The sequence below is a fragment of the Pseudoxanthomonas sp. GM95 genome, assembly GCF_900109775.1.
GTDB lineage: Bacteria > Pseudomonadota > Gammaproteobacteria > Xanthomonadales > Xanthomonadaceae > Pseudoxanthomonas_A.
Genome location: NZ_FOAX01000002.1, coordinates 483,076 through 504,338 on the forward strand (window position 1 = coordinate 483,076; position 21,263 = coordinate 504,338).

The window sequence follows — 21,263 nt, forward strand, 5'->3', positions numbered from 1 at the left end:
GCAGCAGGCATCGGGCCTGCGCCGGGCAGTCCGCGCCGGTTCGTTGCGCTCCGCATGAGGTGAACGATGGCGGCCAGCCCCCCGGTATTGAACGATCCGTCGCTGTGGATCAACGCAGTCCGCATCGGTGGACATTGGCGCGACAGCGCCGCCAGCGGCGAGCGCTTCGGCGTGCACGATCCGGGCAATGGCCAGCTGCTGGGCACGCTGCCGACCTGCGGCGCGGCTGACACGCGCGATGCCATCGACGCGGCGCAGCTTGCGTTCAAAGCCTGGCGCAAGACCACGGCCGAGCATCGCGCCCAGGTGCTGGAGCGCTGGTACGACCTGATGCTCGAACACGTCGACGACCTGGCGCGCATCCTCAGCGCCGAGCAGGGCAAGCCCTTGCCCGAAGCCGCCGGCGAGATCCGCTACGCCGCCTCGTTCGTGAAGTGGTTCGCCGAGCAGGGCAAGCGCGTGGGCGGCTACAGCATTCCCGCGCCGACGGCCGACCGCCGCATCTTCGTGGCCAAGGAACCGGTCGGCGTGTGCGCGCTGATCACGCCGTGGAATTTCCCGGCCGCGATGATCACGCGCAAGGCCGCGCCGGCGTTCGCCGCCGGCTGCACGGTGGTGATCAAGCCGTCGGAGTTCACGCCGTACACCGCGCTGGCGCTGGCCGAATTGGCCACGCGTGCCGGCCTGCCCGATGGCTGCATGAACATCGTCGCCGGCGATGCGCCGGCGATCGGTGGCGAACTCACCGCGCACGCTGACGTGCGCAAGCTGTCCTTCACCGGCTCCACGCGCGTCGGTGCACTGCTGATGCGCCAGTGCGCCGACACGATCAAGAAGGTCAGTCTGGAGCTGGGCGGCAATGCGCCCTTCATCGTGTTCGACGATGCCGACCTGGACCTGGCCGTGGCCGGCGTGATCGCCAGCAAGTACCGCAACGCGGGGCAGACCTGCGTGTGCGCCAACCGCATCCTGGTGCAGGACGGCATCCACGATGCCTTCGTCGCGCGCCTGGCCGAGGCGGTGAATGTCTTCATCATCGGCCACGGTGCGCAGGACGGCGTGGGCATCGGCCCGCTGATCAATGCCGACGCCTGCGCCAAGGTCGAGCGCCACCTGCAGGATGCGCTCGACAAGGGTGCCACGCTGGTCGCGCGCACGCCGCTGCCAGACGGGCTGGACCCGCAGCGCTACAGCGCGCCGGTGCTGCTGACCGGCGTTACCGCCGACATGCAGGTCGCAAGCGAAGAAACCTTCGGTCCGCTGGCGCCGATCTTCCGCTTCACCGACGAGGCCGAGGCGATCGCCTTGGCCAACGACACGCCGTTCGGCTTGGCCAGCTATTTTTACAGCGACAACCTGCACCGCGCCTGGCGCGTGGCCGAGGCGCTGGAAAGCGGCATGGTCGGCGTCAACACCGGCTCGGTCGCGGTGGAGATGGCGCCCTTCGGCGGCATCAAGTTGTCGGGCCTGGGCCGCGAAGGCGGCGAAGCCGGCATCGAGGAATACCTGGAACCCAAGGCCATCCATTTCGCAGGATTGAAGTCATGAGCACGACACGTACCCACCGCATCGCAGTCATCCCCGGCGACGGCATCGGCACCGAAGTGATGCCCGAGGCCATCAAGGTGTTGGAGGCCGCAGCCAAGCGCTTCGGCTTCACGCTGGAACAGCAGTGGCACGACTTCGCCTGCTGCGACTACTACGTCAAGCACGGCAAGATGATGCCCGATGACTGGAAGGCGCAGATCGGCAACCCGGGCGCGATCCTGTTCGGCGCGGTTGGCTGGCCCGACACCGTGCCCGACCACATCTCGCTGTGGGGCTCGCTGATCCAGTTCCGCCGCGAATACGACCTCTACATCAACCTGCGCCCGGTGCGCCTGATGCCAGGCGTGCCGTGCCCGCTGGCCGGCCGCAAGCCCGGCGACATCGACATGATGGTGGTGCGCGAGAACACCGAGGGCGAGTACTCGGCCATCGGCGGCGTGGCCTTCGAAGGTACCGAGCGCGAGGTGGTGATCCAGGAAACGGTGATGACCCGCACCGGCGTCGATCGCATCCTCAAGTACGCCTACGAACTCGCGCAGACGCGCCCGAAGAAGCACATCACCTCGGCCACCAAGTCCAACGGCATCGCCATCACCATGCCGTACTGGGACAAGCGCGTCGAAGCGATGGCCGCGCAGTATCCGGACGTGCGCACGGACAAGTACCACATCGATATTTTGACCGCGCAGTTCGTGATGAACCCGGACCGCTTCGACACGGTGGTGGCGTCCAACCTGTTCGGCGACATCCTCTCGGACCTCGGCCCGGCCTGCACCGGCACGATCGGGATTGCCCCTTGCGGCAACATCAATCCGGATCGCAGCGTGCCGTCGGTGTTCGAGCCCGTGCACGGCTCGGCGCCGGACATCGCCGGCAAGGGCATCGCCAATCCGATCGGCCAGATCTGGTGCGCGGCGATGATGCTCGACCACCTAGGCGAAGCCGAAGCCGCGCAGGCCGTGGTGGCCGCGATCGAAGCCACGCTCTCCAATGCCGCCACCCGCACCCGCGACCTGGGCGGCACCGCCAACACCGTGGCCTGCGGCGATGCCGTGGCCGCCGCGCTGGGCTGATTCGAGACCCGCGACACGCAACACCCGTTTCGTCCCCACCACCGCAGGAGCAATGCCCCTCATGTCCAGCTGGCTTCGTCGTCGTTCCGTGGAAGTTTCCGCTCCTGGCGATGCCGCCGCCACGCAACTGCGTCGCACGCTGAGCTGGCCGCACCTGATCGCGCTGGGCATCGGTGCGATCGTCGGCACCGGCATCTACACGCTCATCGGCGTCGGTGCAGGCCTGGCCGGGCCCGGCGTGCTGCTGTCCTTCGCCATCGCCGGGGCGATCTGCGCCTGCACTGCACTGGCGTATTCGGAACTGGCGACGATGATCCCGGCCTCGGGCAGCGCCTACACCTACAGCTACGTGGTGCTGGGCGAATCGATCGCCTGGGTCGTGGGCTGGAGCCTGATCCTGGAATACTCGCTGGTGGTGAGCACCGTGGCGGTGGGCTGGTCGGGCTATGCGGTGGGCTTCCTGGAAGGCTACGGCGTGCACCTGCCGCACGCGCTGGTGGCCGGGCCGCATGCCGGCGGCATCGTCAACCTGCCGGCGGTCTTCATCACCTTCGTCGCCGCGGGCCTGCTGATCCTGGGCACCCAGGTCAGTGCCACGCTCAACGCGCTGCTGGTGGTGGTCAAGATGATCGCGCTGCTGGTGTTCGTGGTGATCGCGCTGCCGCGCTTCGATGCCTCGCTGCTGCATCCGTTCATGCCCAATGGCTTCTTCAAGACCGTCGATGCGGCCGGCAACGGGCACGGCGTGATGGCCGCGGCGTCGATCATCTTCTTCGCCTTCTATGGCTTCGATGCGATCTCCACCGCGGCCGAGGAGACCAAGAAGCCCGAGCGCGACCTCACCATCGGCATCATCGGGTCGATGGCCGGCTGCACGCTGATCTACGTGCTGGTGGCGCTGGCCGCGATCGGCGCGTTGTCCTACACCGACGTCTCCGCCAGCAACGAACCGCTGGCCCATGTGCTGCGTGTGCTCGGTCATCCGGGCGCGGCCTCGCTGATCGCCGCCGCCGCCGTCATCGCGCTGCCGACGGTGCTGCTGGCCTTCCTGTATGGGCAGACGCGCATCTTCTTCGTCATGGCGCGCGATGGCTTGATTCCCGAGCGCCTGGCCAAGGTCAATCGCAAGACCGGCACGCCGGTGACGGTGACGCTGGCCACGGCGGTGCTGATCGCGCTGCTGGCGGGCATCTTTCCGCTGGATGAAATCGCCGCGCTGGCCAACGCCGGCACGCTGCTGGCCTTCGTGGCGGTGGGCTGCTGCGTGATGGTGCTGCGCAAGCGCTCGCCCGATGCCAAGCGCATCTTCCGCATGCCCGCCGCCTGGGTGCTGGCGCCGCTGGGCGTGCTGGGCTGCGTCTACCTGTTCACCAGCCTGCCGCACACCACCCAGCTGTCGTTCCTGGTGTGGAACGTGATCGGCGTGGTCGTGTACCTGGCCTACGGCCGTCGCAACAGCCGCCTGGCGGCGCAGGCACCGGCGGGTTGAAGAAATTCACGGGCCGCCGCGTGCGGCCCAACGGTGCGTGATCCGCCCCATCGTGCACCCCGGAAGTGCATTCAGAAGCAGCGGAACTTCCTACCGCGCCCCCTTGGAAATCAGCACAACCGGGCGCTGCGGCAGGAAAAAAAAGCACAACCGGTTGCACAAGCTGGGATAAGGTTTCCTTGCGTTGCAGAGAAGTGACAGGCCGGACACCCGCCGCCTCGTGCGTCGGACAGGCCTGGAAACACCGCCGGACGGGCCTTTCAGCCCGGCTGGCAATGTGGAAGGCGGTGGGGCAGGCCATGCGATGTGGCCTGCGGGAGACCCCGTCATCCGTGCAGCGGCCGCGCCAGTGAAGCGCGCGGCGGGACGAGAGCGAAAAGGACAGGACAACTTCGAAACCGACGAGCGCCCCCGCGCGCCGTCGCTGGCGATGCATTGCCCGAAGCCACCTGCGCCTCCCGCACGTTCCGACCATCCGCCGCGATCGGAATCTGAAGTTGCAGTCGTTCGTCTCCAGCCGGGTTCACAGGGGAAACCGGTTGGACAGTCGCCAAGCCACTCATGCCACACCCGCGCCAAGGCCCCACGCCTTGCGCCTCAACCAGCTACGGGGAACTGCCAGGTGAAGAAGAATCTGCTGTCGAAATCGATCTGCCTCTGTCTCATCACCCTTCCGCTGCCCTTGCTGGCGCAGGAAGCCAGTGACAGCAGCGCCGCCCTCGCAGCAGGCCCGGCCGATGCCAGCGCCCCGGCCGACGGCAAGACCAAGCAGCTTGATGCGGTCTCCGTCACCGGCCTGCGCGGCTTGACCAAGACGGTGACCGAATCAGCGGTGCCGGTTGATGTGATCAGCCCGGTCGAGCTGCAGCAGGTGGGTTCCAACGACACGCTGGACGTGCTCAAGACGCTGGTGCCTTCGCTGTCGGTGAACCGCGCGACCAACTCCACCACCGGCACCTTCATCCGTGCCATCACCTTGCGCGGGCTGAGTGCGGACAAGACCCTGCTGCTGGTCAATGGCAAGCGCCGCCACAAGTCGGCCAGCGTGGCGATGGACGGCAGCGGTTCGCAGGCCGCCGATGCGGCGGTGATTCCCTCCATCGCGCTGAAGTCGGTCGAGGTGCTGCGCGATGGCGCCGCGGCGCAGTACGGCTCGGACGCGATCGCCGGTGTGGTCAACTTCCAGTTGAAGGATGCCGACCATGGCGGCTCGCTGGAAGCACAGATGGGCCAGTACTACGAAGGCGACGGCGACGACTACAAGGTGGCCGGCAACATCGGCCTGCCGCTGACCGACCACGGCTTCATCAACATCTCCGGCGAGATCACCAAGAACGATCGCGTGGTGCGCTCCAGGCAGTACACCAACAGCGCCTTCGACCCCTATGCAGAAGCCGCCAGCAACCCCGCCTATGCAGCCAACGTCGACCTGAGCGAGCCGCTGTACCGCGCCGGCAAGCCCAAGAGCGAGGCGTATCGCCTGTTCGTCAACTCCGGCATCGACGTGGGCGACTACGGCCAGGTCTATGCCTTTGGCAACTACTCCTGGTCGCAGGGCTGGACCGACGCCAACTATCGTTACCCGGGCCACGGCCAGGCCGTGACCGATACGCCGGTGCGCCTGCAGGACGGCAGCGTGTGGCGCTTCAGCGACATCTTCCCGGCCGGCTTCACACCGCAGTTTGCAGGGCGGGTCAAGGACGCCAGTGCAACCGCTGGTTATCGCGACACGATTCCGATGGGCGACAGCGAGTTCAACTACGACCTGAGCGGCCGCTACGGCCGCAGCCAGATCGACTACTACATGACCAACACGGTCAATCCGTCGCTGGGCATGGACTCGCCGCGCAAGTTCCACTCCTACGGGTTCCTCAACGAGGAAGCCGCGCTCAATGCCGACACCACCTTCCGTACGCCGGTGTCGTGGATGAGCGACGACCTGGTGCTCAACGCCGGTGCTGAAGCGCGCCGCGAATACTTCGAGATCCTGCCGGGCGATCCGGCCTCGTATGCGCAGGGCACGTATTCGGTCGCCGATCCATATGGCTTCTGCAATGACGACGGCACCCCGACCGCCAGTGCGCCGACTGGCGTGGGCCTGAACTGCGCCAACCCGAGTGATCCGGTCTACCGCCTGTTGTCGGTTGGCGCCAGCGGCTTCCCCGGCTTCTCGCCGGAGAACACCAGCCGCACGCACACCGACAGCTATTCCGGCTACCTGGAAGCCTCGGGCAACGTGACCGAAAAGTGGTTCCTGGATCTGGCCGGCCGCTACGAGCATTACGACGAGTACGGCGGCAACACCAGCTTCAAGCTGGCCACCCGTTACGCGATCAACGACTGGCTGGCGGTGCGCGGCTCGGTGGGTTCGGGCTTCCGTGTCCCGTCCACCGGCGTGGCCAACATCCAGAGCGTGTCGGTGGTGAGCATCGACGGCATCATGCAGGAGACCGGGCTGTTCCCCGCATCCAGCGCAGTGGCCGGTTTCCTCGGCGCAGATCCGCTCAAGCCGGAAAAATCCAGGAACGTCTCGCTGGGCCTGGTACTGACGCCGGCCGACAACATCAACCTGACCCTCGACGCTTACCGCATCGAGATCGACGACATGATCTATGCGACCTCGCTGATCACCGTGACGCCGGCGATCCGCACGCAGATGGAGGCCGCCGGCGTCCCCGGCGCAGGCACCATCAGCAGCGTACGCTTCTTCCAGAACGGCTTTGACGCCACGGTCAGCGGCGTGGACCTGGTCGGCTCGTACCGCAAGAGCTGGGGCAACGGCCAGACCACCGACTTCACCACCGGCATCAACTACAACAAGTACGAAGTCGACCAGGTCAATTACACCAATCTGTTCAACAGCCAGACCATCTACAACTTCGAACACTCAGCGCCCAAGTTCAAGGGCAACGTGACCGCACGCCATGACTTCGGTCCGGTGCAGGCCATGTTGCGCGCCAACATCTACGGCCCGTACGACTACATGCGCACCACCTCGCCGTACCCGGTGCAGAGCTACCACACCAAGGTGCAGTTCGATACCGAGGTATCCTGGGACATGAGCGAGAAGGTCAAGCTGGCCATCGGCGCCAGCAACCTCTTCGATACCTACCCGGACAAGGACCGCATCAACTCGGTCAGCTACGGGCAGGTGTATCGCGACGGTCCGGTGGACTGGCTGGGCGGGTATTACTACGCCAAGGTCAACGTCAACTTCTGATCGGCATGCGGTGCTTGAACTTGCGCAGGTGGCGCCAGGGGCTGCTGCTCCTGGCGCTGGCCGGCACCGGGCCTGCGCTGGCGCAGGCGCAGGCGCCGGTGGCGACCCAGCAGGTCGATGCGCCCGGCGCGTTCCCGGAGAGCATGACGGTTGCGCCGGATGGCACGCTGGTTTTCAGCGCGCTGTCGGGCAATCACCTCCTCCGCGCCATCGATCCGCAGCACGTGGTGCCGTGGATCAAGGTGCCGGGGCAGGGCGTGTCGATCTACGGCGTGTTGGCCGATGCGGCGCGCAACACCTTGTGGAGCTGCATCGTGCGCCGGGTCGATGGCGGGCTGCAGACCACGCTCAATCGCTACACGCTGGACACTGGCGCGCTGGTCTCGGCCACGCTGTTTCCCGGGCGCGGTCGCTGCAATGACATCAGCGTCGGGCCCGATGGCGTGGTCTATGCCACCGATATCGAAGCCGGCCGCCTGTTCTCGCTGGATCCGAACACCGGGACGCTGAAGCTGCTGCTCGACGATGCCGCGCTCAAGGGCCTCGACGGCATCACTTGGCTTCAGGGCGTGCTGTACGTCAACAACTTCCGCACCGGTGCGCTGGATCGCGTGCAGCTGCCCGATGCCGCCCCGGGCACGCCCGCGAAGCTGATTCCGCAGCGCCTGTCGCGTCCGCTGGAAAAGCCCGATGGCATGCGCCTGAGTGGCGATGGCGCCTTGCTGGTGGCCGAAGGCGTCGGTCGGATGAGCCTGCTGCGGCCGTGCGGCGCGGACTGCTTCGAAGTCCGCACGCTGGCCGAAGAGCTGGACGGGCCGACCGCGGTGTCGGTCCGCGCCGGCCTGGCCTGGGTCGTCGATGCGCGCCTGCGCGAACGCACCGCGGTGGCGCAGCGCACGCTCGCGCCGACCGGCTTTATCGCGCGCGCTTACTGTATGGCGGACGCGTGCCCGTGAGTTTTCCTCTTCTGTTTCCCCATCCGCTTCTGGAGTCCGCAATGAAGAACAAGACCCTTTGGGCCACCCTGGCGCTGATCGCAGGCGGTGCCTGCGCGCAGGGCGCCTCGGCCAAGACCTGTGCGGTGGAGGTCTCCAGCACCGATGCGATGCGCTTCGACAAGACCGAGCTGAAAGTCGACGCCAGCTGCACCGAGGTCAAGCTGACCCTGGTCCACGCCGGCAAGCTGCCGGTCAACATCATGGGTCACAACGTGGTGGTCGCCAAAACCGCTGACGTCGCCGAAGTGACCAGCGCCGGCATCAAGGCGGGTGCGGCCAGCGACTACGTCGCTGCCGACGACAAAGCCGTGATCGCCCACACCAAGCTCATCGGCGGTGGCCAGAGCACCACGCTGACCTTCTCGACCAAGGGGCTGACCAAGGGCGGCGATTACAGCTTCTTCTGTTCCTTCCCGGGCCATTCCAGCCTGATGAAGGGCAAGTTCGTCTTCGGCTGATCTGCCGCAGAGCGCGGCCCGGGTGCAATGCCCGGGCCTGGCGTCCGTTAGCGGGCGCGCTCCAGTTCGAACATCTGCAGGACGTCATGGACGCCCTTGCGCACGGCCAGGCGCTCCGGCGCAGCCAGATCGCGCGTGGCGGCCAGCAGCAGGCTGGCGGCCCAGGTCGTGCGATCGGCGTTGGTGTCACTTGCATGGCACGCCAGGCGCAGGGCCACGCCGGACACACGTTCCTGCACGAGTTCTTTCTGGATGCCTGACATCAGAGTCCCCACCGCGCTCGATGCGTCGCTCCCCAGCGGCGCTGACGTCCATCCTAGCGTTGCTTTCCTACGTGCGGGTGACCCGGCGCGACCGGTTGTCGGATCGTGTCATCGCGTGTGATGGGATGCTCGATTCGGTCGCTTGGCATGGAGCGTGCGTCGAGTTTCACGACGCACCGGCACCCGGCCGGCCCATCAAGCACCCGTGCAGATGGCCGTTACCGGGGGCAGGCCCGTGGCCTTTGAATCGTAGTCCTGGACGTAATCGCCGCATGGAATCCATTGCTGAAGCTCGCCTGGCACGCCGCCGCGCCCGCGCCGACCGGAACTGGCACGCGGCCGTCCTGATGCTGGGCGGCCCACCGATCGCCACGATCCTGGCGTGGATGCTGCTGCCTCCGGACATGGTGGGCGGCGCCGGCGACGTGACCCTGATCTGGTCGATCTTCATGGGCACCTTCGTCATTGCCGGCGTTGTGGCGCTGGTGGAGGTGTTCTTTGGCGAGCCGCTGGTGTTCTGGCTGGCGTTCGCCATCCTGTCCGGGCTGCTGGTCTACAGCGTGCATGATTTCCGGGCCAGGACGGTCGCTGAAGCCGCGACGCTGGCCGATCAGCCGGTCGATTCCCGCAGTGGCCCGGGCGGCCCGCGCGGCTGATCCTTCGAAGCAGCGGGCGCGCCGCGTCCGCGGCAGGGCGTTCGATCTGCAGTCTCCCAGACGCCGACATCCTGTGCGTTGCATATGGCAGACACATCGCTGTCCTGCGCGGGTCCTGTCGTAGGTCGCGCCGGGACATCGGAAGTCCGGCCGGGGCTTGCGTTGCGCATTCGAAATGGCGCAGTGCAGCGAGGATTACATGGCGCGCGCCGTGACTGCGCGAGTCGGGATCCGCCTAAAAACTTTAAAACCTTTAAAAACCGTTATTTGAACGATCGGTGGCCGTGCTGCGGCGGTAGCAGAACGTGACGCCACATTGCACCTTGCGTCGCAGCATGTAAGCGCTTGCAACTCCTGATACGTTGCCGCCCGCCAAAGGGGCAGGGTGCCGTGGAAGGGGGGCTTCCAGTGCCGAAAGACACATGCAATCAGCGGATGTCGCAAAACGTGACGCCGCTTCAATCCAGCATCTGGACCGGGTGGCCGATGCCGTCCGTGCACCAGGTCCGTGCCGTTTTGTTGCCGACGCCGCCACAGGCATGAACATCACCATCAAGGATGTCGCCCGCGTGGCCGAAGTGTCCGTGGCGACGGTGTCGCGCGCGCTCAATGGCCGCCAGTACGTGGCCGAAGACGTGCGGGCGCGCATCCTCAAGGTGGCCAGCGAGCTGCGCTACAGCCCGCACCATGCCGCCCGCGCCCTGAGCAGCCGTCGCACCCACACCATCGGCGTGGTCCTGCCCGACCTGTATGGCGAGTTCTTCTCCGAGTTGATGCGCGGCATCGACCACGCCGCCCGCGAACGCGGCCTGCACCTGCTGGTGTCCAGCTGCCACGGCAGCCTGGCCGAACAGCGCGACGCGCTGCGTGCCACGCCTGGTCGGGTCGACGGCGTGCTGGTGATGTCGCCGTTCCTGGGCAGCGAGCAGTCGCTGGACGAGGCCCTGGCCCCGGACGTGCCGGCGGTGTTGATGAACTGCGCCGGCAGCCCGCGCGCCACCGTACTCAACGTCGACAACTATGGCGGCGCCTACGCCATGACCCGCCACCTGCTGGAGGTGGGCCATCGCCGGATCGCCTTCATCTGTGGGCCGGCCGACAACTTCGATGCCTGCGAGCGCCTGCGTGGTTATCGCGATGCGCTGGCGACCGTGGCCGATGCCGCCGCGCCGTGGACGGTGGAAGGCGCCTTCGACGAGGCCTCCGGCTATCGCGCCGGCGAAGCCTTCGCCCAGGGCGAGCGCCCGGATGCGGTGTTCGCCGCCAACGACATGATGGCGCTGGGCTGCCTGTTCGCCCTGCGCAAGGCCGGCCTGCAGGTGCCAGACGACATCGCCGTGGCCGGCTTCGACGACGTGCCGATGGCGCGCTACGTCCATCCGGCCCTGACCACGATGCGCGTGGACATCGCCAGCCTTGGCGCCCGCGCGCTGCAGCTTCTTCTCCAACACCCCGGCCTGGGTGGCGATGACGCCACGCCCGGGGATGCCTCGGCCCTGGTGCCGCAACTCGTCGTGCGCGATTCCAGCGCCGTGCCGGAGCGTCGCATGGGCTGAACCACCGCCTTCTTCGTTTTCGCAGTGCAAGCAAACAACCGATAGAGACGTCCCAAGTCAGTGTTCCGACTGCCCTAAGGAGGGCAAAGTCATGAAGAGCAAGCGTTCATTCCGTCGTACCCCGTCCCGTAGCGTGCTGGCCATCGCGTTGGCTGGCTGCATGGCCGCGTCCGTGCCGAGCTTCGCGCAGACCTCCACCTCGATCCTGCGCGGTACCGTGACCTCGGCCGATGCCGGCCAGGAAGTCACCGTGACCAACAAGGCCACCGGCTCGGTGCGTCGTGCGGTCATCGGCCAGAACGGCAACTACACCGTGGTGGGCCTGCAGCCCGGCGCCTACACCGTCGAAGCCGGCGGCGTGACGCGCGATGTCACCTTGCAGGTGGCTTCGTCCTCGACCGTGGATCTTGAATCGCCGACCTCGGCACCAGCAGGTGATGCGACCACGCTGGGCTCGGTTCGCGTGACCGCGCCGCTGACCCGCGACGTCAAGACGTCTGAAGTCGGCAACACCATCTCGCTGCGTCAGATCCAGCAGCTGCCGCAGGCGACGCGCAACTTCCTGGAGTTCGCCGACACCGTACCGGGCATGGTGTTCAACGTCGACGCCCAGGGTCACACCACCCTGCGCGGCGGCGCCTCCAACTCCAGCGCCGGCAACCTGTACATCGACGGCGTCAGCCAGAAGAGCTATGTCGCCAAGGGCGGCATCGCCGGCCAGAGCGACAGCCAGGGCAATCCGTTCCCCCAGTTGGCCATCGGCGAATACAAGGTCATCACCTCCAACTACAAGGCCGAGTTCGGCCAGGTCAGTGGCGCGGCAGTGACCGCGGCGACCAAGTCCGGTACCAACGAACTGCACGGCGAGGCGTTCTACCGCTTCACCAACCAGGACCTGCGCGAAAAGCGTCCGGACGAAGACAGCGGCAAGGTCGACTCGCAGGTGAAGGAATACGGCTTCGCCATCGGCGGCCCGATCATCCAGGACCGCATGCACTTCTTCTTTGCCTATGAAGGCAAGGACAACGTGGTGCCGCGCTCGATCCAGCCCAGCGCACAGTCCGCACAGTACGTCGGCTTCCTGCCGTCCAACCTGTCCTCGCAGTACGGCGCGGCCAACCTGCCGTTCACCGAAGACCTGTACTTCGGCAAGCTGGACTGGGAAGTCACCGACAACGATCGCGTCGAGCTGTCGGCCCAGTACCGCGATGAAACCCAGGTGGACAACGTCGGCGGCCAGAACGCCACCGACCATGGCACCGACAAGATCAACAAGGACAAGCGTGTGTCCCTGCGCTGGCAGCACAGCGCCGACGCCTGGTACAACGAGTTGATCGTCTCCAAGGAAAATTCGGAGAACAATCCGCAGCCGATGGGCATCGGCCCGGGCGCCAACTACGTGTATCTGAATTACCGTGCGGCCCCTTCGACCGACATCGACGAGTACACCTTCCTGTCGACTGGCCCGGCCGGTGGCGCCAGCCTGCAGCGTCGCAGCCAGGATGGCTGGAGCGTGCAGGATGACCTGACCTTCACCAGCTTCGACTGGCATGGCGAGCACACCATCAAGATGGGTGTGAACTACAAGTCCATCACCCTGACCGCGCAGGATGCAGCTTCGTTGAACCCGCAGTTCAGCTATGCGGTTGATGCCAACGGTGTCGCGACGACGCCGTACCGCGTTGACTTTTACTCGCCGTTCGCCACTCCGGGCCAGAAGGCGCTGGTGGAAACCGATGCCAAGCAGTACGGCATCTACCTGCAGGACGACTGGGCCGTCACCGACAAGCTGCTGCTGAACATCGGCGTGCGCTGGGACTACGAGGACAACCCGGCCTACACCGACTTCGTGACCTCGCAGGCCTTCGTCGATGCACTCAACGCGGTGGAGACTGATCCAGCATCAGCTAATTTTGGCAATCCCTGGGGCAACCGCCTGGCGGCCAGCGGTCTGGACTACCACGATTACATTTCCACCGGCCACAACCGCAAGAATTTCAAGGATGCGTGGCAGCCGCGCTTCGGTTTCTCGTACGACATGTTCGGCGACGAGAGCAGCGTGATCCACGGCGGTGCCGGCCGTTCCTACGACCGCAACCTGTTCGAGCAGCTGGCGTATGAAACCAGCAAGGCGGCGCTGTCGCCGGTGGCCGTGTTCTTCCAGGGCAATTACCCCAACAGCACCAATGGCTGCTATCGCCCGGATCGCACCTGCGTCGCCTACGATCCGAAGTACCAGGACATCAATGAGTTGAACGCCATCGCCGGCGTCAGCGGCAGCGGTGAGCTGTTCGTGTTCAACAACAAGCTGAAGACCCCGTACAGCGACCAGTTCAGCATCGGTGTGGCCAACCAGGTCGGCGACTGGCTGACCGACGTCACCCTGCAGCGCAATCTGAGCTACGACGGTTTCGCGATGACGTTGGTCAACCGTTACCCGAACGGCGACTACTTCCAGAACGGCAGCGCGCCATGGGGCCAGCCGGTCCCGGGCTACAACAACACCATCATGGGCAACAACGGCCTGGAGTCGCGCAGCACGCAGGTCCTGCTGTCGGCAGAGAAGCCGTACACCAAGGAATCGGGCTGGGGCTTGACTCTGTCGTACACGCACACCAACGCCCGTCAGAACCGCAACATCGACGAGCCGTTCGCGTTCGACCAGGGCACCATCGGCGACTATCCGTTCGTGAAGTCCGACGCCGTGGCGGCACACCGTTTTGTCGCCTCGGGTTCCATTGACGGTTTCTGGGGCATGACGTTCGGCGCAAAGCTGGTCCTGGCCACGCCTGAGCCGATCAACACCATCGCCTGCTATGGCTACACCGATAGCCACGGCGCGACCTGCCAGCAGGTGGCGGCCACGCCACCGGGTGCCGGCGCGTTCTTGGTGGGCGGCAAGATCTGGGGCTATCGCACGGTGGACTTCCAGGCCAGCAAGGACTTCACCATCGCTGGTGACTTCAAGATGTCCGCGCGCCTGAACCTGCTCAACGCGTTCGACTTCAAGAACTACTCGGCCTACTCGTACAACAGCTTCGGCAGCAACGGCCAGTTCGATCCGAACATCTCCATCAATAAGACCGGTGACATCAACTACTTCCCGCGTACCGTGACCTTCGAGATCGGCGCCAAGTTCTGATCCACCGCAACACCACGCAGGCCGGCGATCCAGGCCTGCGTGCTCCATCCGAACGGGGCCATCTGGCCCCGTTCGTCTTTCAGTGGCAAGGTGCGCGCAATCGCGTGCGAACAAGGGCTGCAGATGAGCGTTTCCTCCCTCCGCAACATCGTCATCGTCGGCGGCGGCACCGCGGGCTGGATGGCGGCTGCCGCGCTATCGCGCGTGCTGGGACCCACCTACAACGTCACCCTGATCGAGTCCGAGCAGATCGGCACCGTCGGCGTCGGTGAAGCCACCGTTCCGCACATCAAGGCCTTCAACAACCTGCTTGGCCTCAACGAGGCCGAGTTCGTCCGCCAGACCCAGGGCACCTTCAAGCTGGGCATCGAATTCGTCGACTGGCGCCGCAAGGGCGCCAGTTACATCCACGGCTTCGGCACCGAGATCGGGCACATGCTCGGCCTGCTGCCGTTCCACCAGTATTGGATCAAGGCGCACCACGCCGGCTGGGCCAAACCGCTCGGCCAGTACACGCTCAACACCATCGCCGCGCCGCGCGGCCGCTTCATGACCTCGGCCAGCGATGTGCCGCCGCAGTCGCCACTGGCCAACATCGCCTACGCGTATCACTTCGATGCGGCGCTGTATGCGCGCTTCCTGCGTGGCTATTCGGAACAGCGCGGCGTGCGTCGGGTCGAAGGGATTGTCGAGTCTGTGCAACAGCATTCCGAATCCGGCGACGTGCTGTCGGTGCGCTTGCAGGATGGCATCGAGATCACCGGCGATCTGTTCATCGACTGCTCCGGCTTCCGCGGCCTGTTGATCGAACAGACCCTGCACACCGGTTACCACGACTACACCCGCTGGCTGCCCTGCGATCGCGCGCTGGCCGTGCCCTGCGAGAAGGTCGGTCCGCCAATGCCATACACACGCGCCACCGCGCGCGAGGCCGGCTGGCAGTGGCGCATCCCGCTGCAGCACCGCACCGGAAACGGCTACGTTTATTCCAGCGCGCATCTCAGCGATGACGAGGCGGCCGCCACGCTGCTGGCCAACCTGGATGGCAAGGCGCTGGGCGATCCGCGTCCGCTGCGCTTCACCACCGGGCGGCGCAAGGCCTGCTGGAACAAGAACGTGGTCGCGCTTGGCCTGGCCAGCGGCTTCATGGAGCCACTGGAATCGACCAGCATCCACCTGATCCAGTCGGGGATTTCCAAGCTGCTGGAGCTGTTCCCGCGCGAGGGCATCAGCCCGGTGCTGGTGCAGCGTTACAACGATCGGCTGGCGTTCGAGTTCGAGCGCATCCGCGATTTCCTGGTGTTGCACTACAACGCCACCGAGCGCGATGACACCAGTTTCTGGCGCCAGTGCCGCGATATGGCAATCCCGGCCGAACTGCAGGACACGTTGGACCTGTTCCGCGACAGCGGGCGCTTCTACCGCAATGGCGATGAGATGTTCGCGGAGATCAGCTGGGTGCAGGTGATGATCGGGCAGGGCATCGTGCCGCGCGGCTATCACCCGCTGGTGGACCAGGTGCCCGAGGCCGACCTCAGGGGCTTCATGGCCAGCGTCGAAAAGACCCTCAGCCACTGCGCCGATGCCATGCCTGGCCACCAGCAGTTCATCGATCGCTATTGCGCTGCCGCGCCCATGCAGATGAGCGCGGCCTGAGGCGTCGCCAGCGCCTCCACTGTCGGGTGAGACTGGCTGTGGCAGCATCGTGACCCTGATCCGCAGTTCGCGCAGGTGCGCCCATGAGCAACGACGACGTCCAGATCCCCGGTGTGCAGGACTACGACGGCCCTGCCGGCGGCTGGGGCGCGCTGCGGGCGGTCGCCAAGGCGTTGAAGGACCAGATGGGCGTGGGCCGCGAGACCTCGGCGCTGCGTCGGGTCAACCAGCCGCTTGGCTTCGATTGCCCTGGCTGCGCCTGGCCCGATCCCAAGGACACCTCGTCCTTCGAATTCTGCGAGAACGGCGCCAAGGCGGTGAGCTGGGAAGCCACCACCAAGCGTGCCACGCCGGACTTCTTTGCCCGGCACACGCTAGCCGAGCTGTGGAAATGGAGCGATCACCAGCTGGAAGACGTCGGCCGCCTGACCCATCCGATGGTCTACGACCACGCCAGCGATCGCTACGTGGAAATCAGTTGGGATGACGCGTTCGCGCGCATCGGTACGGCGCTGCGGGCGTTGCCGCACCCGGACATGGCCGAGTTCTATACCTCGGGCCGTGCGTCGAACGAGGCGGCGTTCCTGTACCAGCTGATGGTGCGCGAGTACGGCACCAACAACTTCCCCGACTGCTCCAACATGTGCCACGAGGCCACCAGCGTCGGCCTGCCGCAGTCGATCGGCGTGGGCAAGGGCACGGTGACGCTGGAAGACTTCGATCACTGCGATGCGCTCTTCAGCTTCGGCCACAACCCCGGTACCAACCATCCGCGCATGCTCACCACGCTGCGCGCCATCGCCAAGCGCGGCGTGCCGATCATCGCGGTCAACCCGTTGAAGGAGCGCGGTCTGGAGCGCTTCGTCTCACCGCAGCATCCGGCCGAGATGCTGACCAACCACGCCACCCAGATCGCGCAGACCTATTACCAGGTCAAGGTCGGCGGCGATGCGGCGCTGCTCAAAGGCATGATGAAGTGGCTGTTCGATACCGACGCGGCCGAGATCGCCGCAGGCGGCATCGGCCTGCTGGATCGCGCCTTCATCGAACAGCACACCGATGGCCTGGACGCGCTGCGCGCCGACATTGAAGCCACGCGTTGGGACGACATCGTGCGCGTCTCCGGCCTGTCGCGCGCTGATATCGAGGCCGCGGCCCAGGTCTATGCCAAGGCCGAGCGCGTGATCATCTGTTACGGCATGGGCATGACCCAGCACCAGGGCGGCACGCACAACGTGCAGCTGATGGCGGACCTGCTGCTGCTGCGCGGGAACATCGGCAAGCCAGGCGCCGGCATTGCGCCGATCCGCGGCCATTCCAACGTGCAGGGCGATCGCACCGTTGGCATCACCGAGAAGCCGAACCAGGCGCTGGCCGATGGAATCCGCAACACCTACGGCTTCGAATTTCCGCTCACCCACGGCCATGACGCGGTCGAGGCGCTGCGCGCGATCCGCGATGGCCGCTCCAAGGCGCTGGTCTCGCTGGGCGGCAACCTGGCCGTGGCGATGCCCGATCCGCAGGCGTGTTTCGCCGCGATGCGCACGCTGGATCTGGCGGTACACATCGCGACCAAGCCCAATCGCTCGCATTTGATTCCTGCCAAGGAGGTCCTGTTGCTGCCGTGCCTGGGCCGCACCGAGCGCGACGAACAGGCCAGTGGCCTGCAGTCGGTGACGGTGGAAGATTCGATGTCGATGGTGCATGCCTCGCAGGGCGGGCTGACGCCGGCGTCCGAGCACCTGCTGTCCGAACCGGCGATCGTCGCGCGCATGGCCATCGCGCTGCTGCCGGACTCGAAGGTGGACTGGCAGCATCTGGTCGACGACTACGATCGCATCCGCGACGGCATCGAGGCGGTGTTCCCGATCTTCAAGGACTACAACCAGCGCATCCGCGTGCCGGGTGGTTTCCGCCTGCCGGTGGGCGCCTCGACGCGCGACTGGGGTGGGCCGGGCGCGAAGGCGCACTTCCTGGTTGCGCCCGGGCTGGCCGAGGACGCGCCCACGCCGGCGGGCCTGCTGACCATGACCACGCTGCGCGCGCACGATCAATACAACACCACCATCTATGGCTTGGACGATCGCTATCGCGGCGTGCGCGGGCGGCGCGATGTGGTGTTTCTCAATCGCGACGATCTGACCGCGATGGGGCTGGAACACGGCGACGCAATCGATGTGGCCTCGCGCATGCCCGGCATCGCCGACGATGGCCACACGGTGCGCAATTTCACCGCGGTGGCCTACGACATCCCGCGCGGCTGCGCGGCGATGTATTACCCGGAAGGCAACTGCCTGGTGCCGCTGGACAGCCACGATCCACAGTCGGGCACGCCCACCTACAAATCGGTGCCGGTGCAGGTCAGTCGCGCGGCGTGAGCTGAAGCGCGCCACGCGCGCTCAATCGAGCCGCCAGGCTCCGCCCGCATCGCGCGGCATGACATCGATCGCCGCGCCGGCTGGCAGTAGCCCCGCGTCTTCATCGATCACCGCCCAGGCGTTGGCCTCCAGTAGCGCACCGATGCGGAACGATTCCTGCCCGGTCAGCACCTGGACCTGCAGCTGGCCGGCGTCATCATGGGTGACGCGCGCCTTGAGGAACTGGCGGAAGCCGGCTCGTCCCTGGCATGCGGCACTCAGGCGCGCGCGCAGTGGGTGTTCGGGCGGAAGCCCGAGCCAGGCGCGCAGCAGCGGCACGCCGAAGAAACGGAATCCCACTGCCGTGGCGACCGGATTGCCTGGCAATCCCAGCACCAGCACGCCGGAAGGAAGCCGTGCGGCCAGCAAGGGCTTGCCCGGCCGGATCGCGGTCTTGTGGAACAGCGGCGTCGCACCGACGCTGCGCAAGGCCTGCGGAATGAAGTCGTGGATGCCGGCCGACACCGCGCCCGTGGTGAGCACCAGATCGGCGCCAGTGGCGACCTGCTCCAGTCGCGTGATGAAGGCTTCCGGATCGTCGCCCAGCGTGTGATGCGCCACCACGCATGCGCCGACATCTTCCAGGGCGGCGGCCAGGTACGGTCCGTTGGAGGCACGCAGTTGTCCCGGGCGTAGCGCGGTCTCGGCATCGTCGACCAGCTCCTTGCCCGTGCTCAGGATCGCCACGCGCGGACGCGCACACACCTGTACGCGTGCGATGCCCTGCGCGGCCAGCAGCATCTGCAGGGTCGCGTCGATGCGCTGGCCCGCGCGGGCCAGCCGTTCGCCGGGCTGCAGGTCGCTGCCCTGGTGGCGCAGGTGTTGGCCCGGGCGCACGTCCTCGCGCAGCCGCAGGTGCAGCGCGTCGAGGCGTTCGGTGTGTTCGACCGGGACGATGGTGTCGGTGCCGGGTGGCAGCGGCGCCCCGGTCATGATTTCCCAGGCGGGCGCCACGTGATCCGGCGGCGCATCGCCGGCTGCCACGGTACCGGCGATGGCGATCACGCTGCCAGCGCGCAACGGCTGTCCGTCGGCGTGCAGGGCGAAGCCATCCATCGCCGCGTTGTCGAAGCCCGGCAGTGGCGCGAGGGCGACCAGATCCTCGGCCAGCACGCGCCCGCCCGCCTCGGGCGCCGCGCACTGTTCGCTCGATAGCGCTGGCGCCGCGGCCAGCAGCCGCGCCAGCGCGTCGGCATGGCGCAACAGACCCCCTTGCATGTGACAGGGATCAGTCATGACCGGGTGCCTTCCTGCGAAGCAGCAGCGCGTCGTGTTCCTCGGGCGTGTTGGCATTGTCCAGCGCATGCGCCACCGGCAGGCGCAGCAGGTGCACGTCATCGCTAGCCAACACGCTGCGCAGTCCATAACGGCCTTGCGCGACCTGCGCCTGCAGTCGCTGCAGGGCGATCGGTTCCCAGATCGCGCACAGCGGTTCGGCCAGGCTGTCGTGTTCGCTGCGGAACGCGATGGCGGCATGTGCCGGATCACGTGCCGCACGCAGCGCATCGAGGGTGTCCGTACCGAGGCAGGGCAGGTCGCAGGCCACGACCAGCCAGGCGGCCTGCGGGGCATGGGCATGCGCGGCCAGCAGGCCGGCAGCCGGGCCGATGCCGGGAGCCGTATCCATCAGCTGCGGAAAGCGCGCACGCAGCGGCTCGTCCTGCTGGTCTGCGCGCAACGACACGTAACACTCTTCGACCAGCGGTTGCAGCAGCGCGAACGCGGCTTCCAGCTGAGGCTGCACGCCATAGCGCAGCGCGGCCTTGTCCCGACCCATGCGCGCGCTGCGACCACCGGCCAACACCAGGCCATGCAGCACGGGCAGGGCAGCAGAAGGCGTCGGTGGCGCGGCGTTGCTCATCTCGACCGGATGGTAGCGCCGGGATGTGTGCGCACCATGCGGCGAACGTCGCATGGACCGGCGCCCGTCGCCGGTCCGCTCCGGGCGATCAGATCCGCGTGGTGGCCAGGAAGCGCTCGCGGTCTTCCTGCGTGCGGCGACGGATTTCGGCCAGGGCCTCGCTTTCGGTGGCTTCCAGCATCGCTTCGAACAGGCGCTGGAAATGCTCGCGCATCGCCGTGCGTGCCGCAGCCGGGTCGCGCGCCTTCAGCCCATCCAGGATCGCGGTGTGCTCGTCGGTTTTGGAAGCGCCATCGTCGTGGCAGACCCGCGCATAGACCTGCTTGACCCGCGGCAGCTCGGTGCGCATGCGCCAGATCTGCTGGATGCAGTACTCGACCACCGGATTGCCGCAGATGCGGGCGATCGCCAGGTGGAACTTGCGGTCGTGCTCGTTGTGTTCGGCTTCGCTGGCGGCCGGGTCGATCATCGCCGCCAGCAATCCTTCCAGCTCGATCACCTCGGTATCGGTGATGCGGCTGGCAGCCAAGGCGGCGGCCTCGGCCTCGATCATGATCCGCGCGGCGGTCAGGTCGAATGCGCTGACGTCGGGCAGGGCGCCGGTCGCGGCCGACGGCTTGGCGCGCACGTACACGCCCGAGCCGGTCTTGATGGCGATCCAGCCCTGCGCTTCCAGCGCGATCTCGGCCTCGCGGATGGTGACCCGGCTGACCCCGAAGCGTTCGGCCAGGTCGCGCTCGCCCGGCAGGCGCGAGCCTGGCGGGAATTCACCGGCCTCGATCAGCTTGAGGATCTCGGTGGCGATGGACTGGTAGAGGCGATTCTCCGACATGCGTGCAGGACCTGTGCGTTGGCGTCCGGTGGCGTGGGGCACATGATGCCCAAAGACGCGACCGTGGCTCAAAAAAACGGCGCAGCCCGGGGGC

15 protein-coding genes are annotated in these 21,263 nt (G+C 66.6%); 11 read left to right on the top strand and 4 right to left on the bottom strand.

All coding sequences use genetic code 11. The features are described 5' to 3' along the window. Window positions 1–66: 66 nt before the first annotated feature. From BMZ17_RS10290 to azu, 6 genes are all read left to right on the top strand, one after another. Complete coding sequence (locus tag BMZ17_RS10290) at window positions 67–1,548, top strand: NAD-dependent succinate-semialdehyde dehydrogenase (protein ID WP_093138492.1); 1,482 nt, start codon at window positions 67–69, stop codon at window positions 1,546–1,548. Further along, the gene (locus BMZ17_RS10295) at window positions 1,545–2,621 is read left to right on the top strand and encodes a tartrate dehydrogenase (protein ID WP_093138493.1); all 1,077 of its coding nucleotides are present in this window, start codon (window positions 1,545–1,547) and stop codon (window positions 2,619–2,621) included. Before BMZ17_RS10290 ends, BMZ17_RS10295 begins: the two co-directional genes overlap by 4 nt. Window positions 2,622–2,682: 61 nt before the next feature. After that, on the top strand, window positions 2,683–4,110 hold the full coding sequence (locus BMZ17_RS10300; protein WP_093138494.1) for an amino acid permease: 1,428 nt from the start codon (window positions 2,683–2,685) through the stop codon (window positions 4,108–4,110). Window positions 4,111–4,732: 622 nt separating this feature from the next. Continuing rightward, window positions 4,733–7,330, top strand: a complete 2,598-nt coding sequence (locus BMZ17_RS10305; protein WP_175485551.1) for a TonB-dependent receptor plug domain-containing protein — start codon at window positions 4,733–4,735, stop codon at window positions 7,328–7,330. Between the two features lie 14 nt (window positions 7,331–7,344). Further along, window positions 7,345–8,286 (top strand): NHL repeat-containing protein, encoded by a 942-nt coding sequence (locus tag BMZ17_RS10310; RefSeq protein ID WP_093138496.1) that lies wholly within the window; start codon window positions 7,345–7,347, stop codon window positions 8,284–8,286. A gap of 41 nt (window positions 8,287–8,327) precedes the next feature. Next, a complete protein-coding gene (gene azu / locus BMZ17_RS10315) occupies window positions 8,328–8,786 on the top strand; it encodes an azurin (protein ID WP_093138497.1) in 459 nt (152 codons plus the stop codon). 47 nt (window positions 8,787–8,833) lie between these two features. On the opposite strand, the gene BMZ17_RS10320 is transcribed toward azu, so the two are convergent. Then, window positions 8,834–9,049 (bottom strand): hypothetical protein, encoded by a 216-nt coding sequence (locus BMZ17_RS10320; RefSeq protein ID WP_093138498.1) that lies wholly within the window; start codon window positions 9,047–9,049, stop codon window positions 8,834–8,836. Between the two features lie 272 nt (window positions 9,050–9,321). On the opposite strand from BMZ17_RS10320, the gene BMZ17_RS10325 reads away from it, so the two are divergent. The 5 genes from BMZ17_RS10325 to BMZ17_RS10345 all read left to right on the top strand — a co-directional run bounded on the left by BMZ17_RS10325 (window position 9,322) and on the right by BMZ17_RS10345 (window position 18,437). Beyond that, window positions 9,322–9,705 (top strand): hypothetical protein, encoded by a 384-nt coding sequence (locus tag BMZ17_RS10325; protein ID WP_093138499.1) that lies wholly within the window; start codon window positions 9,322–9,324, stop codon window positions 9,703–9,705. Window positions 9,706–10,244: 539 nt separating this feature from the next. Further along, a complete protein-coding gene (locus tag BMZ17_RS10330; protein WP_093138500.1) occupies window positions 10,245–11,261 on the top strand; it encodes a LacI family DNA-binding transcriptional regulator in 1,017 nt (338 codons plus the stop codon). 91 nt (window positions 11,262–11,352) lie between these two features. Further along, window positions 11,353–14,403: a TonB-dependent receptor gene (locus BMZ17_RS10335; RefSeq protein WP_093138501.1), complete on the top strand. Its 3,051-nt coding sequence runs from the start codon at window positions 11,353–11,355 to the stop codon at window positions 14,401–14,403. 123 nt (window positions 14,404–14,526) lie between these two features. Next, window positions 14,527–16,059, top strand: coding sequence for a tryptophan halogenase family protein (locus BMZ17_RS10340; RefSeq protein WP_093138502.1), 1,533 nt, complete (start codon window positions 14,527–14,529; stop codon window positions 16,057–16,059). Window positions 16,060–16,142: 83 nt separating this feature from the next. Beyond that, on the top strand, window positions 16,143–18,437 hold the full coding sequence (locus BMZ17_RS10345; protein WP_093138503.1) for an FdhF/YdeP family oxidoreductase: 2,295 nt from the start codon (window positions 16,143–16,145) through the stop codon (window positions 18,435–18,437). Between the two features lie 21 nt (window positions 18,438–18,458). Here BMZ17_RS10345 and glp read toward each other — a convergent pair whose 3' ends face one another. From glp to BMZ17_RS10360, 3 genes are all read right to left on the bottom strand, one after another. After that, window positions 18,459–19,712 (bottom strand): molybdopterin molybdotransferase MoeA, encoded by a 1,254-nt coding sequence (gene glp, locus BMZ17_RS10350; protein WP_254775271.1) that lies wholly within the window; start codon window positions 19,710–19,712, stop codon window positions 18,459–18,461. Continuing rightward, window positions 19,705–20,337, bottom strand: coding sequence for an NTP transferase domain-containing protein (locus BMZ17_RS10355; RefSeq protein WP_093138504.1), 633 nt, complete (start codon window positions 20,335–20,337; stop codon window positions 19,705–19,707). Before BMZ17_RS10355 ends, glp begins: the two co-directional genes overlap by 8 nt. A gap of 88 nt (window positions 20,338–20,425) precedes the next feature. Further along, window positions 20,426–21,169: a FadR/GntR family transcriptional regulator gene (locus BMZ17_RS10360; RefSeq protein ID WP_093138505.1), complete on the bottom strand. Its 744-nt coding sequence runs from the start codon at window positions 21,167–21,169 to the stop codon at window positions 20,426–20,428. Between the last annotated feature and the right edge of the window lie 94 nt (window positions 21,170–21,263).

Excerpts from the sequence above, each read along its gene's own strand:
- BMZ17_RS10360 (WP_093138505.1), bottom strand. The coding sequence starts at position 21,169 with ATGTCGGAGAATCGCCTCTACCAGTCCATCGCCACCGAGATCCTCAAG.
- BMZ17_RS10340 (WP_093138502.1), top strand. The coding sequence starts at position 14,527 with ATGAGCGTTTCCTCCCTCCGCAACATCGTCATCGTCGGCGGCGGCACC.
- BMZ17_RS10295 (WP_093138493.1), top strand. The coding sequence starts at position 1,545 with ATGAGCACGACACGTACCCACCGCATCGCAGTCATCCCCGGCGACGGC.
- BMZ17_RS10320 (WP_093138498.1), bottom strand. The coding sequence starts at position 9,049 with ATGTCAGGCATCCAGAAAGAACTCGTGCAGGAACGTGTGTCCGGCGTG.
- BMZ17_RS10290 (WP_093138492.1), top strand. The coding sequence starts at position 67 with ATGGCGGCCAGCCCCCCGGTATTGAACGATCCGTCGCTGTGGATCAAC.
- azu (WP_093138497.1), top strand. The coding sequence starts at position 8,328 with ATGAAGAACAAGACCCTTTGGGCCACCCTGGCGCTGATCGCAGGCGGT.
- BMZ17_RS10335 (WP_093138501.1), top strand. The coding sequence starts at position 11,353 with ATGAAGAGCAAGCGTTCATTCCGTCGTACCCCGTCCCGTAGCGTGCTG.
- glp (WP_254775271.1), bottom strand. The coding sequence starts at position 19,712 with ATGACTGATCCCTGTCACATGCAAGGGGGTCTGTTGCGCCATGCCGAC.
- BMZ17_RS10330 (WP_093138500.1), top strand. The coding sequence starts at position 10,245 with ATGAACATCACCATCAAGGATGTCGCCCGCGTGGCCGAAGTGTCCGTG.
- BMZ17_RS10345 (WP_093138503.1), top strand. The coding sequence starts at position 16,143 with ATGAGCAACGACGACGTCCAGATCCCCGGTGTGCAGGACTACGACGGC.
- BMZ17_RS10300 (WP_093138494.1), top strand. The coding sequence starts at position 2,683 with ATGTCCAGCTGGCTTCGTCGTCGTTCCGTGGAAGTTTCCGCTCCTGGC.
- BMZ17_RS10325 (WP_093138499.1), top strand. The coding sequence starts at position 9,322 with ATGGAATCCATTGCTGAAGCTCGCCTGGCACGCCGCCGCGCCCGCGCC.
- BMZ17_RS10355 (WP_093138504.1), bottom strand. The coding sequence starts at position 20,337 with ATGAGCAACGCCGCGCCACCGACGCCTTCTGCTGCCCTGCCCGTGCTG.